Source organism: Nonomuraea sp. NPDC050536, assembly GCF_044457685.1.
Taxonomy (GTDB): Bacteria; Actinomycetota; Actinomycetes; order Streptosporangiales; family Streptosporangiaceae; genus Nonomuraea.
Genome location: NZ_JBITHD010000008.1, coordinates 42,392 through 56,595 on the forward strand (window position 1 = coordinate 42,392; position 14,204 = coordinate 56,595).

Annotated in this window: 13 protein-coding genes and 2 pseudogenes; 7 read left to right on the top strand and 8 right to left on the bottom strand. The window is 66.6% G+C overall.

All coding sequences use genetic code 11. From position 1 onward, the window contains the following. Window positions 1-71: 71 nt before the first annotated feature. The gene (locus tag ACIBHX_RS23230) at window positions 72-1,787 is read left to right on the top strand and encodes a family 43 glycosylhydrolase (RefSeq protein ID WP_397069285.1); all 1,716 of its coding nucleotides are present in this window, start codon (window positions 72-74) and stop codon (window positions 1,785-1,787) included. A gap of 58 nt (window positions 1,788-1,845) precedes the next feature. Beyond that, the gene (locus ACIBHX_RS23235; protein WP_397069286.1) at window positions 1,846-3,159 is read left to right on the top strand and encodes a CHAP domain-containing protein; all 1,314 of its coding nucleotides are present in this window, start codon (window positions 1,846-1,848) and stop codon (window positions 3,157-3,159) included. Window positions 3,160-3,352: 193 nt separating this feature from the next. Here the strand turns inward: ACIBHX_RS23235 and ACIBHX_RS23240 are convergent, their stop codons facing one another. Continuing rightward, the gene (locus ACIBHX_RS23240) at window positions 3,353-3,520 is read right to left on the bottom strand and encodes a hypothetical protein (protein ID WP_397069581.1); all 168 of its coding nucleotides are present in this window, start codon (window positions 3,518-3,520) and stop codon (window positions 3,353-3,355) included. Window positions 3,521-4,049: 529 nt separating this feature from the next. Between ACIBHX_RS23240 and ACIBHX_RS23245 the strand changes: the two are divergent. Continuing rightward, window positions 4,050-4,560, top strand: a pseudogene (locus ACIBHX_RS23245) (transposase); the annotation flags it as partial. 24 nt (window positions 4,561-4,584) lie between these two features. Here the strand turns inward: ACIBHX_RS23245 and ACIBHX_RS23250 are convergent. Continuing rightward, window positions 4,585-5,211 (bottom strand): hypothetical protein, encoded by a 627-nt coding sequence (locus tag ACIBHX_RS23250; RefSeq protein WP_397069287.1) that lies wholly within the window; start codon window positions 5,209-5,211, stop codon window positions 4,585-4,587. Between the two features lie 757 nt (window positions 5,212-5,968). Beyond that, window positions 5,969-6,652, bottom strand: a complete 684-nt coding sequence (locus ACIBHX_RS23255) for a helix-turn-helix domain-containing protein (RefSeq protein ID WP_397069288.1) — start codon at window positions 6,650-6,652, stop codon at window positions 5,969-5,971. A 146-nt stretch (window positions 6,653-6,798) separates the two neighbouring features. Here ACIBHX_RS23255 and ACIBHX_RS23260 point away from each other — a divergent pair, with 146 nt between their 5' ends. Both ACIBHX_RS23260 and ACIBHX_RS23265 read left to right on the top strand, forming a co-directional pair. Further along, entirely contained in the window at window positions 6,799-7,146 is a 348-nt protein-coding gene (locus ACIBHX_RS23260) for a hypothetical protein (protein ID WP_397069290.1), read from the top strand. Continuing rightward, complete coding sequence (locus ACIBHX_RS23265) at window positions 7,143-8,144, top strand: hypothetical protein (protein ID WP_397069291.1); 1,002 nt, start codon at window positions 7,143-7,145, stop codon at window positions 8,142-8,144. The genes ACIBHX_RS23260 and ACIBHX_RS23265 overlap by 4 nt, the downstream gene beginning before the upstream one ends. 2 nt (window positions 8,145-8,146) lie before the next feature. Here ACIBHX_RS23265 and ACIBHX_RS23270 read toward each other — a convergent pair whose 3' ends face one another. The 3 genes from ACIBHX_RS23270 to ACIBHX_RS23280 form a co-directional block, all read right to left on the bottom strand. Further along, window positions 8,147-8,458, bottom strand: a complete 312-nt coding sequence (locus ACIBHX_RS23270; RefSeq protein WP_397069573.1) for a rod shape-determining protein — start codon at window positions 8,456-8,458, stop codon at window positions 8,147-8,149. Between the two features lie 68 nt (window positions 8,459-8,526). Beyond that, on the bottom strand, window positions 8,527-9,534 hold the full coding sequence (locus ACIBHX_RS23275; protein ID WP_397069292.1) for an RNA polymerase subunit sigma-70: 1,008 nt from the start codon (window positions 9,532-9,534) through the stop codon (window positions 8,527-8,529). Window positions 9,535-9,630: 96 nt separating this feature from the next. Next, window positions 9,631-10,413 (bottom strand): alpha/beta fold hydrolase, encoded by a 783-nt coding sequence (locus ACIBHX_RS23280; RefSeq protein ID WP_397069293.1) that lies wholly within the window; start codon window positions 10,411-10,413, stop codon window positions 9,631-9,633. A gap of 155 nt (window positions 10,414-10,568) precedes the next feature. On the opposite strand from ACIBHX_RS23280, the gene ACIBHX_RS23285 reads away from it, so the two are divergent. Continuing rightward, window positions 10,569-11,135: a dihydrofolate reductase family protein gene (locus tag ACIBHX_RS23285; RefSeq protein ID WP_397069294.1), complete on the top strand. Its 567-nt coding sequence runs from the start codon at window positions 10,569-10,571 to the stop codon at window positions 11,133-11,135. Window positions 11,136-11,148: 13 nt separating this feature from the next. Here ACIBHX_RS23285 and ACIBHX_RS23290 read toward each other — a convergent pair. Further along, window positions 11,149-11,315: pseudogene (locus ACIBHX_RS23290) on the bottom strand (ISL3 family transposase); the annotation flags it as partial. A gap of 362 nt (window positions 11,316-11,677) precedes the next feature. Here ACIBHX_RS23290 and ACIBHX_RS23295 point away from each other — a divergent pair. Then, window positions 11,678-12,379 carry an RNA polymerase sigma factor gene (locus tag ACIBHX_RS23295; protein WP_397069295.1) on the top strand — a complete coding sequence of 234 codons (702 nt, stop codon included), beginning with the start codon at window positions 11,678-11,680 and terminating at the stop codon, window positions 12,377-12,379. Between the two features lie 169 nt (window positions 12,380-12,548). On the opposite strand, the gene ACIBHX_RS23300 is transcribed toward ACIBHX_RS23295, so the two are convergent. Next, the gene (locus ACIBHX_RS23300; RefSeq protein WP_397069296.1) at window positions 12,549-13,802 is read right to left on the bottom strand and encodes a serine hydrolase domain-containing protein; all 1,254 of its coding nucleotides are present in this window, start codon (window positions 13,800-13,802) and stop codon (window positions 12,549-12,551) included. Between the last annotated feature and the right edge of the window lie 402 nt (window positions 13,803-14,204).

The following is a 14,204-nucleotide window of genomic DNA, read 5'->3' on the forward strand; positions in this document are numbered from 1 at the left end:
ACGTTATGGCCCACATGCAGTTCAAGCGCCTGGGCGGGCGTCTCGCCCTCGCCGTTGCGATCCTCACAACCTTGGTCGCTGCAGGAGCGCGCCCGGCGTCCGCCAGCCACCCCGCACCCAACCCCGCCGCCCACCCCGCCGGCCGTACGCAGGCCGCTCTCCAGGGAGGGTCGGCGTGGGTCACCGCAGGTGCCTTCGCCAAGATCTACGACCCCAGCGTCAGCGAGACCCAGTCCTGGTACATCAATGACCACACCTTCGTCCGGGACGGCTCCGGAACCTGGCACCTGTTCGGCATCACTCACCCCGAGCCCGCGGATCCGAACAACGAGATCGAGTTCGCACACGCCACCGCGCGCTCTCTTTCTGGTCCGTGGACCAAACAGCCGCCCGCGTTGACCGTCGACCCTGGCTACGGCGAGACTCATCTCTGGGCCCCGTACGTGATCCGCGTCGGAGGCACCTACTACATGTTCTACGCAGGAGGTGGCGGCGACCCCACCTCGTGCGAGATCAACCTCGCCACCTCCACGGACCTCACCCATTGGACCCGGCTGCCGTCCGGTCCGCTGTTCACCGACGGCTACGAAGCGCGGGACCCCATGGTCGCCCGCGTCGGAACCCAGTGGGTCATGTACTACGACGCGACCAGTGCCCCAAGCGGGGGCAACCACATCGTCGCCTACCGGACCAGTACCGACCTGATCCATTGGAGCGCCCGCAACGTCGCCTATGTGGACCCGCAGACCGGCACCGGAGCGGGTGGAACCGAATCACCCTTCGTGGTTCAGCACGGCGGCTTGTGGTACCTGTTCATCGGTCCCCGTGTCGGCTACGTCGGCACCGACGTGATCGCCAGCAACAACCCCTACCGCTTCGACCTGAGCGGCCAGGTGGGCCACATCGCCTCACACGCGGCCGAAGTGATCCAGGACGGAAGCGACACCTGGGTCAGTTCGGCGGGCTGGGGCCAGGGTGGGGTGTACATCGCCCCATTAACCTGGCACACCACCCCCGCCACCGGAACGCACCTGTACGCCCTGACTCCCGGTGGCAGCGCGGTCCAGGAATGGGACGGTACGTCGTGGTCGACGATAGGCGGCCCCGCAGGAACCCTCTACGCCAGCGGGTACGGCGTCTTCGCCACCAACCCCACCAGCGGCGACATCTACCACTACAACGGAACCCCCAACAACTGGACGCGTATCGGCGGCCCCGGCGCTACCTTCGCTGTCAACGCGACCAGCCTGTACGGCCTGGCACCCGACCACTCCGCCGTGATGCAGTGGAGCGGCGCTGGGCAGACGTGGATCAAGATCGGTGGCCCGGCAGGACAGTTGTACGCGGGCGGCGCCAACCTGTTCGCCACCAACCCCACAACCGGCGACATCTACCGCTACAACGGAACGCCCAACAATTGGACGCAGGTTGGCGGCCCGGGCGCGGCCTTCGCCGCCAACGCCATCGGCCTCTACGGCCTGAGCCCCGACCGCAGCGAGGTGCTGCAGTGGGCCGGCAGCGGCATGACCTGGTCGCAGATCGGGGGCCCCGCAGCCGCACTCTACGCGGGCGGCACAGACCTGTTCGCCACCAATCCCACCACGGGCGACATCTATCACTACAGCGGTAGTCCTCAGGACTGGAGCCGCGCCGGTGGCCCTAGCAGCGCTTTCGCCGTAACCGACACCGACCTTTTCGGTGTCTCCTCTGCAGGCATCTACGAGTGGAAGGGAGGCACCTGGCCGCAAATCGGCCCTGCGATGTCAACGATAACCGGCGGGCCATGAATCGCCTGCACTATCTCAAGGAACTGCTTCGGTGAGAACTTCCAGCATTCGCAGACTGATGGGCGCCGCGTTACTCGGTGTCCTGCTCGCTCCCTTCATGATGTTCGCGGCCACGACCGCTGCGCTCGCCGCGACCGGCAGTGACATAGAGAACATAGTTTCAACCCAGAATGGACACGGTCCCTGCGAGTCCAACTTCCCCTACAAAGGTACGGGATATGGCAGCGCCTGTTCCGGAGAGGACTGGTGTGCGTATTTCGCCAGGTGGGTGTGGGCCATGGCGGGCATCAGCGTGACAAGTTCACTGACTCCGTACGTCCCCGACTGGGCACACTCGACGGGCACGCACACCTGGCACCCCTACGGTGACCACTACACCCCGCACGTGGGCGACGCCGTCATTTTCGCGCATGCCGACACCAGTGGCTGTCCAACCTGCTCACAGGGCGCCCACGTCGCCATCGTGGAGGCGGTTTCAGGTGACCAGGTCGAAGAGATCGGCGGCAACCAGGGCAACGTAGTGAGCCGGAGTTGGTTCACCCCGTCCGCAGGCTGGAACGGAGATACGGTACTCGGCTATCTGAGCGCCACGCCGCACCTCTACGCACTCGGCCCGAGCAGTGACGGAGTGTTCCAGTGGAGCGGTTCGGGATCGAAATGGTCCCAGGTCGGTGGACCCGCCGGAACCGTCTACACCGGCGGCCTCGGAACGTTCGCCACCAACCCCGCCACCGGCGACCTCTACCGGTACGACGAGACCACCAACGGCTGGGGCAAGGTGGGCGGACCCGGATACACCTTCGCCGTAACCAACACCGCTCTCTATGGCCTGGCCCCTAACAAGAACGCCGTCTACCAATGGAACGGTTCCGGAACGGGCTGGACTCAGATCGGCGGGCCGGCCGGCTATCTCTACTCTGGCGGCTTCGGCCTGTTCGCGACGAACCCGGCCACGGGCGACCTCTACCGCTACAACGGCTCGCCTAACAACTGGAGCAAGGTCGGCGGACCCGGATACACCTTCGCCGTGACCGACAACGCGCTTTACGGTCTGTCCCCGGACCAGAATGCCGTCTTCAAATGGAACGGCTCCGGTACCAACTGGACCCAAATCGGCGGCCGCGCCGCTTACCTCGACGGCGGCGGAAAATACCTGGTCGCCATCAACTTCGACACCAGCAACGTCTACCTCTACAACGGCTCGCCCAACAGTTGGAGCCAGATCGGCGGCCCTGGCTACACCTTCAAGTCCACCAGCGAGGGGCTCTATGCAGTCTCGCCCAACCAGGACGCCGTATTCAGATGGAACGGCTCCGGAACAGGCTGGACCCAGATCGGCGGACCCGCTGACAACATCTTCACCCAGCCCTGACCGACCTGCCCCCACCTAATTTTCACCGCCGCCGCCGTGCCCCGGGCCTGCTGTCCGAGCCCGGGGCACGCCACCTTCCGACCATCTTTTGGAGGCCGCCAAAAAGTTCATCGATCCGTTCTCGCCACCTTCACTCTCGAAGAAGGGTGTGTCCAGTTAACGGCTCTGTCTCTCTTTCGGTGGTGGCGGAGAGTTAGGCCAGGAGGATGCGGTGGCGGAGCAGCGCGAAGCCGGCTCGGGCGTGCATCTGGCGCATGATGCGTTTGGTCTTGGTGTTCACGCCTTCGGTGCCGCCGTTGTGGTAGGGCAGGGTGACGGCCGCGCGGACGGTGTCCCGCTCGAATATTGGGTTACGTGGCATGAGCAGCGTGGCAGTACTCGCTGATCATGCCCGCGACCACGGGTCTTCGGCGGATGGATCTCAGGTCGTTGAGCTCGGTCAAGTCCCGGACGGGTTTGCGTTGCGCTGTCCGGGGGCCGTTGCCGCCGAGACTGGTGCGGCCGGTGCCTGTTGTAGTGGATCAGGTACTCGTGGAGCACGAGGGCCAGGTGGCGTCCGGCGATGCCAGCGCAAGATCGTCGCCAGCGCGACCGGGACAGAAGGCGGTGAACCAGCCGAGACAACGCCGCAAGCCAGAGCCGGTCGGCGTGGCCCCACCGCGGCCGGCCACCGCGCTGGCGGCGGAGCACCTGGTTCTCGTGACGCAGCACCAGCAGCTCAGCCTCGTTGGACAGATCAGAGCGAACCAGCACCGCCAGCAGGCCGCACAAGCACCGCACCAACCGGTAGACCAGCGACAACAACACCCCGCGATGGTGGCAGCCGCCGCCCCGATCACGCAGCAGAATCCCAGCTCACAACACGAAACCGTGTTTCCGAGCGGCACACCCTCACCAAGGCTCCCGGAGGCGGAGAGGTGGCCGGGCGTTCCCCGGTCAACCGCGGCAAACAGGGCCTGAAACGCTCGGACATGACCGACGGATACGGCATTCCCCTGAGGCATGTCCTGGCCGGCGCCAACCGCCACGACTCCCCCGCTGCTCGCCCCCACCCTGGATCGCCTGGACGACCTGGGTCCATTGCCCAACGACGTCACCGCGCACCTGGACGCCGGCTACGACTCGGACAAGACTCGCACTCTGCTCAACGAACGCGGCCTCCATGGCCGCATCGCGCACAAAGGCGAGAAGGCGCCCATCCAGGCCAGTCAACGTTGGCACGTCGAACGCACCCACGCCTGGCAGAACGCCTTCTCCCGGATCGCCCGCTGCTACGAGCGGCGCGCCACCGGCGTCGGCGCATTCTTCGACCTCGCCGACACGATCATCACCGTGCGCAGTCTGATCCGGCAGGCATGGACGACTCACCGCTGGGACGGACGCCCGAATCGCCGACCATGACCGCACCCCTACCCGTACGGCCTCCTACAGCCCCGGGTAGAAGCCCGGAGAGCCCAGCTGCTCGAACCAGCTCGGTGGCTCAGGCGCGGTGAACGCGTTGGCCATCGCGTCCAGCCAGGCGGCGAACGTGGGGAAGTCTGGGGTGGAGTTGGTCAGGTCCTCCCAGTCCCCGCCCTCAACGTAGCGTGCGCGCCCTTCCTGATCGTCGTAGTGGTGGTAGTAGACCGGGTATTCGCCGTCTGCGTCCGGCTGGGTGACATCGAAGCACCAGACCGCCTCGTTGTCTGCGTCGGCGAGGGCGAAGCCGACCAGGTGGTTGGTGGACAGCCACCGGCCGTCGCCGCGGTCCACATGCTCGGGCATATGCACGAGATCGGAGTTCAGCTCAACGATGGCATCGTCACCGACGACGACGAACTCGATGTACCCGTTGGATGAGACGTCCCAGCGCTTACAGGTAAAGGCGTTGTGCTCGGCGAGGAAGGCCCGGTAGCTGGGCGGAGCCGTCCAGTCGACGGTTCCGAAATGGGGCTTCAGCCCTGTCTCGCGGTCGTGGACGGCTTCGGCGGAGGCGGGCTCCGACGCCGTGATGATGACCGTGCCGGATCCGGCGGCGCGGTGAAGGATTGCCAGACTCTCGTATATCGACATCGCGGTCCTTGATCGGGTGATCGTACGGCTACGTGGGCGTGGCCCAACAACGTAGGTGCCTGATTGTGGCCGATGATAGCGATCGGCGGGATCTGTAGAACTCTCACAAGGCGATGACGTATTCAATTACGCAGCGTCACGTTCGAGAACCCCAGCCGCCCGAGTGGGCAAGTCCTGACCAGCTCGCAGACGGCCTACATCCGCACCAATCCGCGTGGCCTCTTAATCGCTGGCTCTGCCGAGCTGGAAGCGCTCGGATATCGTGAGTCTCTGCCGACCGACAGGGTTAGGGCTTTGCTGCCCATCTGCGCTGCACCCCGCCGGGGCACCTTGACTCGTCCCCACGCCCACCAAGGTGCACCGTCGTAGCCCACGCCCCGGCGACAGATCGAACACCTCGTCCCGGACAGGGTGTCTCGACCGTGAGGGCTGGATCTCGTCCCACGCCGAGAGGGTGCACCGAACTCACGCAGGCCGTGCCCGTAGGAAACGTGTCATGAGCCCTAAACGGTGTTGATCTTGTTGTGACTTGCCTGGTCAATGCTGGGCGGACATGACTGAGCGGCGGCGACGTCCCGTCGCTGGCTGGCTGATGGTCAGCCCACATTCGGGAGCCTCGCACGGAGTTTCGTTACATGGTGCCGGTGGCGTGGCGCTGCGTGCGGGAGTTTCGTTACGGGGTCGAACAGGTCGTGGGCGTTGAGGGGGCGATTGGACGACAACACGTGAAATCCGGGGCACAATCCCTGCGGTCTGATCACGGCGGGAGGTCGCGCCAGCGTTCGGCCGACGCCAGAGCGTCCAGGCTGATCCGCTCCAGGAACGCACCGCCCCTGGCCAGGCGGCGTCCCACGGGCGTGTCGAGCCCGAGCGTCTGCCCTGCCGCCTTCGTGATCTCCGCCGCCGCGAGCGTCTGCCGCGCGCTGATCACCGTCGAGTGGTACCAGGCGTCGTCGTCGACCACGTAGATGTCGCGCCGCCGCTGCGGATCACGTTCGCGCCTGATCAGGCCCTGCTGGGTCAGGTAGCCCACGGCCATGGAGATCGAGGCGGGACTGACTTTCAGCCCGCGCGACAGCTCGGCCGCGGTGAGCCTGCCGTCCTCGCTCAGCCACAGGCCGATGAGCACGCGCGCCATCATCTTCGGCAGGCCCATCCCGATCGCCATCTCGACGGCTCCCTCTTCCACCTCGAAGACCTTGCGGTCCTGGAGATTGGCCTCGGGCGAACGGGCCGGGGTGCCGCGCCGCGCCCGCCGCGCTGCCGCCTGGTGCGCCCGCTCAGGCCGGTAGTCGCCGGGGCCGCCGTTGCGGCCGACCTCACGGCTGATCGTCGAGGTCGGCCGGTCCAGCCGCCTGGCGATCTCGGCGTAGGAGCGGCCTTCGGCCAGGCCGGTCGCGATGCGCTGGCGGTCCTGCCGGGTCAACCTTCCTTCTGACACGGCGCCATTATTGCGTTCGGCGCCACACAATGCAACGTTTCATTGCATTCAGCTTCACCGTCATTGCATCAATATATCGGCTTTCAACTGGAGTTACGCATATCTGTTGATTGACAGAATTTCTGAAAGCAACGTAGCTTTCAATTGTGTCGAACACGTACTATCGCGACGAGCCGGTCACGCCGTCCCTCGACCAGGCACCCGCCTGTCCCTTCGATTCCGCTCTTTCGCTCACCGCCCTGCGCGTAGAGCAGCCGCTCGCCCGTGTGGCCGCGCCCGAGGGCGCGCCCGGCGTCTGGATGGTCACCGGATACGACCTGGTCCGCCAGATCCTCGCCAACCCGCGCTTCAGCTCCCGCTACGAAACCCACTACCACCCCCTGACGGGCGGCCACCTGCCGCCCGCCCCCATCGGCGACCTGACCGGCATGGAGGCATTCGAGGGCTTCGCGCAGCCGGTTCCAGCGCTGATGATCTGCGAGCTGCGCCGATGAGGGCAGACGTGTTCAAACGCATTCTTCCAGCGCTTGGCCTGCTGGTTCTCGCGCCGCTGGTTGGCGAGTATCTGCTTGGCAACATCGCCATCGACGCCCTACCGATGATCATCGGGCTGATTCCGCTCTATGGCGGTGGCGCGCTGCTGATCCGTGAGGTCGCCCGCCGGTGGCGGCTGGGGTGGCCGGGGATCATCCTGCTCGGGCTCGCCTATGCCGTGATCGAGGAGGGCCTGCTCACCCGTTCGCTGTTCGATCCCGACTATGTCGGGCTGCGTTTGCTCGACTACGGGTTCATCCCGGCGCTGGGCATCGGCGCCTACTGGACCGTGTTCGTCCTGGCCATCCATGGGGTGTGGAGCATCGCGGTGCCGATCTCGATGGTAGAGGCGGGCTCACGCCGACCGGACACGCCCTGGCTCGGCAAGGTGGGCCTCACCGTGTCAGCCATCCTGTTCCTGCTAGGCGGCGCGGTGCCCATCGCCCTGGCAAGTCCGGCTGCCATCTACCCGTTGTCGGCCGCTCAGATCACCTGGACGCTGATCACGGCCGTCGCCCTGATCATCGCCGCGTTCCTGTCCGTTCGATTCCGCCGCCCCCTCCGTTCGGCCACGCCGGCCAGCCCGTGGACCGTCTTCGCGATCACCATCGCGGCCGGGCTGGCGTTCTGGATCCCCAGCTTGCTCGCCATGGTGGGGATCAAGCTGGAGTCCATCGTGCCCGCGTGGATCACGGTCGGCTTCTACCTCGCGCTCTACGCCACGATGACGCTGCTCATCCTGCGCTGGTCCCGGTGCACAGGCTGGGGACCCTGGCACAGGTTCGCCCTGAGCGCTGCCGGCCTGGTCACCTACGCGTGGCACGGCTTCCCTCAGCCGCCGAGTTTCCCAGCGCCCGCGAATGTGGACCTCATGGGCAACGCGGTCTTCGCGCTGGCCGCCCTCGGGCTGCTCGCCTTTGTGGTGGTACGGCTCCGCCGCACCGCTCCGCCAACCTGATCTCAACCTTGGCGCTTGCCAGATCGCTCCAGATTTCTTCTGAACAAGCCCAGCTTGGCCTTGCCGCCGTAGTAGGTGACCGGGGGCAGCACCGTGCGCCTCCTACGCCGAGACCGGCTTGTCGCGATCGAGGTGGCGGTAGATCGTAGCGCGGCTGACGCCGAGCAGCCGCGGGTGCAAGCCTCAGACAGGTTGATCGCGATCACGCAGGGCTCGTTCAGCACGATGCCCTTCCTGCGTACGTACACGAGCGTGTTCGCGGTCCCTAAGTCGGTCCGAGCGCGCGGTGCATGGTCAGGTGCAGGTGGGCGCAGCAGCGCCCGGTCTCCCCCGGCCCTCGACGTCGATCAGGGTGTGTTCGTAGCGGCCTGTCTGCTGAGCCTTATTCGGGGAGTGTTCGGGGTAGGCCAAAGCGGGTCAGGATGCTGTTGTCGAAGCGGGTCAGGGCGGTGATGCGGTCGGCCGCGAGGGTGAGGACCATGAGGCCTGTGGCACGCCATGTGCGTGTGCGGGGGTCCAGGAGGTAGACGCCGAAGGCGGGTTGGCCGTTGGCTCGCGTCACGATCAGGCGGTAGCTGGTGGCCTGGGTGAACACGGCGGCCTGGAAGCGGGCGACCGCCTCGCGGCCGAGGTATTCGACCGGCAGCGGCGGCATCGTCAGTCGGACATTGTCGGCGAGCAACGCGACCACGCCGTCGACGTCGCAGGATTCGAAGGCCCGGGTGAGGCGGTCGATGAGCTGCCGCTCGACCGGCGAGTCGGGCGCAGGTGGGGGTTGCGTGGCACCGAGACGGGGCAGCCGGGCTTGCATGGCAGCGCGGGCGCGTTTGAGTGCGCTGGTGACCGATTCCTCTGTGGTGTCGAGGAATTCGGCAACTTCGGTGGCGCGGTAGCCGAGCACGTGACGCAGGATGAGCACGGCACGCTGGCGCGGCGGCAACAGCTGGACGGCGGTCACGAAGGCCAGCGATATTGCCTCTTTGGACTCGTAACGCGCCTCGGGGCCCGGCGCGGTGTCGCCGAGGCCCTCCACCAACGCGTCCGGATACGGCTCGAGCCACACCACCTCGCCTCGGGCGGACGGTTCAGGTAGGTCGAAACTGGCTACGGGGGTGGCCATTCGGTGCCTCTTGCTGGTGGACCTCAATACCTTGAGGCAGCGGTTCGTCGCGACACGGTAGAGCCACGTCCGGACTGAGGACCGTGCCTCGAACGTGCCGAGACCCTGCCAGGCGTCGAGCAAGGTTTCCTGTAGGGCGTCCTCGGCGTCGTGCATCGAACCGAGGAACCGGTAGCAGTGCACCATCAACTCGCGGCGAAAGGGCTCGACGAGCTCGCGAAACGCCTCGGCGTCGCCGGCTCGGCACTTGGCGATCAGCTCTTTTGTCACCGCATTGTCCTCATGTCGAGTCGCCGACAGCCCAGCGCGTGGCTGGGCAGTCGGCTACGGATTCGGGAACCGAACTTCCGGGCGTTGACATGGCCCTCAATCGCATCCTGCCAAGACGAGGGTGTCGGCCAGCTCCGCGGGGCGGCTGAGCATCACGTAGTGGGAGCCCGGGATCTGCAAGATCCTGGCCAGCGGCCCCAATCGCACGGCGAACCGCGGGAACGAGGCATAGTCACCAGGCGGAAGCGCGTAATCGCTGACCGGATTCACGTAACTGGCCTGCAGTCCTCCGGACGCGACCAGCGCGTGGAACGTGCCGAGGTCGAGTTTGTCCGTGAAATAGCGGACCGGAATAGGCGACATCTCCGCATAGACGGCCTCCGCCGCGGCGGAATCCATATCGTTGCAGGCGCGTTCGCGGATGACGGGGAAAGGCAGCAGAAAACCCTGAGCCGGATCGGCCATGTCGAAGAACGCGGCGTCCGCAGGCGGGAACTCATCGGCCAGCGCGTGCCCCGCGGAGGGCACGAACGCGCTCAGGAACACCAGCCGCTTGATCCGCTCCGGCGCCTGTTCGGCCGCTTGGGCGATGTAGGCGCCGCCGATCGAGTGGCCGACGAGCACGATATCGGACAGATCGTGGTCGTGGAGGTAGGCCGTCAGCGAGGCGACGGCGTCGGTGTGCGAGAGCGTCATCGGCTCACCCGGGCCGTGTCCGGCCAGGGTCGGCGTATGCACGATGTGGCCGTCGCGGCGCAGCTCGGACGCCGTGGCGTTCCACATCTTTCCGGTCTGGAATGCCCCATGGACCAGTACGAACGTCAGGTTGTCAGTCGTATGAGCAGCCGGGTTCGGCTCGGTCGGCGATACGGCGGTCATGAGATCTCCTGTCGGTTTGTGACGCTGGCCCGCGCGGGCGGACTAGTCGTCACCCAGGTAGATCCCCGCCACCGACAAAACTGGGCGTCGCACACCGCCCAGTTTTCCCGACCACCTGGATCCACCCCAACAACCTCGAACAACAGGAGCACATCATGGGAAAGATCGTCGTCTTCGAGAACGTCTCACTCGACGGTGTCACGCAGGATCCGACCGGCGAGGAGGGCTTCAACGCCGCCGACTGGCGCCGCGACCTGTCCGCGGCCGCCAGGGCCGAATGGGCCGAGCGACTGCTCACAGACACACGCGGCGTGCAGGCGTTGCTCCTGGGGCGCCGCTCCTACGAATTCTTCGCCGCCCGCTACCCCTACCGCACCGGGGCGATGGCCGACACCGCCAACGACCTCCCCAAGTACGTCCTCTCCAGCACCCTGACCGACGTGTCCTGGAACAACACGACCGTGCTGAACGGCGACGCCACCACCGAGGTCGCCAAGCTCAAAGCCGACATCGACGGGACGATTATGATCTGGGCCAGCTCCCAGCTGGTGCACGAGTTGGTCGACCACGACATCGTCGACGAATTCCGCCTGGTTGTCTATCCGCTTGTCATCGGCCGCGGCACACGCATATTCGCCGAAACCACCGACACCAAACACTGGCGCCTCGCCGCAGCCGACACCGTCGAGGACCTGACCTACCTCACCTACCAGCGGATTTGACTCGAACGCACTCCACGATCCCTTCCAGCGCCCACCGCCGTCCGCGCCGCGACAGCTTCGCCCGTGGCTCAGCGGCACGGCTGGTGTCCTGGCGCCAAGCGTTGCCCCGCAGCGGGTGCACCGATAGCGCCGGACCGTGACCAGCAGCGTCGTCGGCCGCCACCCGAAGGGCTCGTGTGCCTGGCATCGGCGGCGAGTCGCCGCTCAAGGACGGTGATCTGATGGCGCAGGGCGAGTATCTCGATGTCCTTGTCCCGATTGCCCATCGGTAGCAGTCGCAGCGCGGCGAAGGCGTTCGTAACGACGAGATAGGCCAGGCGCAGGAGCACGGCCGATCATCATGCCGCACGCGTCTACTGAGGGCCGGAGCTCGCGCACGCAGCAGAGCTTGACGGTTCGGGTCCGGCCCCCTGGCTATGGCAAGGACGTGACGCGGTCCTGGCTGGGTAACTCCTCCTATGCGTGTGAGCAGGGCAGGAAACACTGACGGAGATGCCGGACATCTAGTGAGGTGTTCGCCACTCTTCGACAAGGAGACACCAGTGCGAGATCCACGCGTGCCCCCCGACACGCGAGATCGTTTCGAGACGCTCTACCGCGCCTGCTATCCAGCAGTACATCGCTACGCGCTCCGCCGTACCGATTCGGCCGGCGACGTCGCCGATGTGATCGCGGAGACCTTTCTCGCCGCGTGGCGGCGGCTGGATGACGTCCCGGAGGGGGATGCCGCCCTGCTGTGGCTGTACGGCGCGGCCCGCCGCGTTCTGGCCAATCACCGGCGTGGGGAGTCGCGCCGCAGCGCGCTGACCGTGCGGCTTCGCGGCGAACTGGCCGTTCGCCAGGAGGCCGCGCCCGCCGATCCGCGCACTGAGGCGATTCGCGCCGCTTTCGCTGCCCTGAAGCCGGCTGACCGGGAGGTGCTCGCCCTGGCCGCCTGGGAAGGACTGACCGGTCCCCAAATCGCCACGGTATTGGGCTGTAGCAGCACCGCCGTCCGGCTCCGGCTGCACAAGGCATGTAAACGACTTCCCCGCCACGCCGGCGTGGTGCCGGTGACACTCCGACGACGTGCCAGGACCCCCACCGTCAGCGCGGCCAACGGCAGCACGGCCAAGGTGATGAGGGCCACGCCGGTGAACGTACCGACCCAGCCGTGCCACCCCTTGATGATCACGCTGCCTCCGCTTCCGTCCGACCGCGAAATCTACCCGCAGGTCAGAGCGATTTCTTTGATGTCCCAATAGATGTGACGGTTGTCCGGCTGTACCCCGCACCGTGGTGGATGCGGTGGAGTTCCTGGAGGCCAACCGGGCGCAGGGGCGGTGTCAGCGCCGGCCGATGGCGCCCTCCGCCTGTCCGGCACGCCGGGCAGGCGGAGATCCCTTCTCATCGTGTGTCAGCCACCGGATCACCTCAGCCACCTGACTCGCCGCCGGGCGCAGCCCCGGTGATGGCCTGTGTCTCCCGCCCGATCATGTCCTGCAGCGGCACGCCGTCGATGTTGCTGAGGATGACGCCGACCCAGCCGGTGTACGGGTAGATGGTCCAGTTGGCGCCGACACCGGGGTTGCCTCCGGCGCGCCCGTACTTCCACTGGCCGTTGACGATGGAGACCGGAATCCCGTACGCGCCGAACGACGCCGGTCCGTGCGGGATCTTGGCCCCGGTGAGCACGTCGGCCCAGGGCCGGTCCAGGAGCGTGCCGTCGCCCAGCGCGCGCGCGAACCGGACCAGATCCGGCGCGGTGGCGAAGCCACCGTCCCCGGGGGCATCGATGAAGGCGCGGCCCGGGTTCTTGCCGTGTACGTTCGGGTACGGGCTGCTCTTGTCCAGGTTGCGGACGGCGTCGACCTGGCTGCCGTCGGCCAGCGTCATGTACGGGTGCGCGATGTGCTTGTCGGTGAGCCACTGGGGCCTGGTGGAGAACGCCGTGCCGGTCATGCCGCAGCGCTTGAAGATGTGTTCCTGGACGTAGTTCCAGTACGTCGTGCCGGCCACGGCCTCCACGATCAGCGCGCAAATGGTGACCTCCTCCTCCGCGTGGGCGGTGTCGGTGCCCGGGATGCCCACCAGTTTCGCCTGCCGGGCCCGCTGCTCGTAGTACTTGTGCACCTCATCCCGGCTCTGGAAGACGCGTTGCACGTCCGCCTCCGGGCTGTCCAGCCCGGAGGTGGAGGAGAGCAGGTGGTGGATGGTCACCTTCTCGGCGATGTCCTTGGCGAAGCCCTTCAGATGGGTGCCCACGGTGTCCGACAGCCGCAGCTTGCCCTGCTGGGCCAGCTGCAAGATGGCCACCGCTTCGAACGGCTTACCCGCCGAGCTGAGGCTGAACGCGACGCCCTCGTGATTGCGGATCCCCTTCTCCTTGTCGGCCATGCCGTAGCTGCGCGACAGCACCGTCCGGCCCTGGTGCGACAACAGCACCACGCCGGAGAACTTGCCCTCGGCGGCCAGCTTCGCCACGTACCGGTCGTAGGCTCCGCCGGGACGGGTGTCCGGTGGGATGCCGGGGCCGGTTGGGGCCGGACGGTGCTGTCCCGCAGCTACGGCATGGCCGGGTCGGGTGCCCACCAGCGGCGCGCCGGCCGCCACCACGCCGGCGGCCGCCAACCCGCCCCACTCGAGCAGCCGCCGCCGGTCGACACCACGTACGGAATCCGAGTCCATGATCACGATCCTTCCCCGATCGACAAACCGACCGCTGCAGGTCTGCTGCGGTCCATGCCTCCACTGAAGACGGAAGACTGTTGCGGTGGCGTATGCGATTTTCGATACGCCCGCGATACATCGAAGCCCCGGCATCAAGGAACTAGCGCAAGCTGGCAGTGAGAGGGCCCTGTCGCTGGTGATCGCGACAGCCCGGCTACTGCAGGTGCTGGACGACTCGTCCTAAAACATCGCACTGCCGAGCATCCAGGACGAGCTCGCCGTCACGCCCGCACGTCTGCCCCCATGAACGCCTGGGAACCGCGGCGGCGGGACGCGCATCCACCGGAAGATCTGGACGGGTCCGCCCAAGTGGATGGCGGAGCTGGCCACAAAACCGTTGCCGCTGGAGTCCCTGAAGCA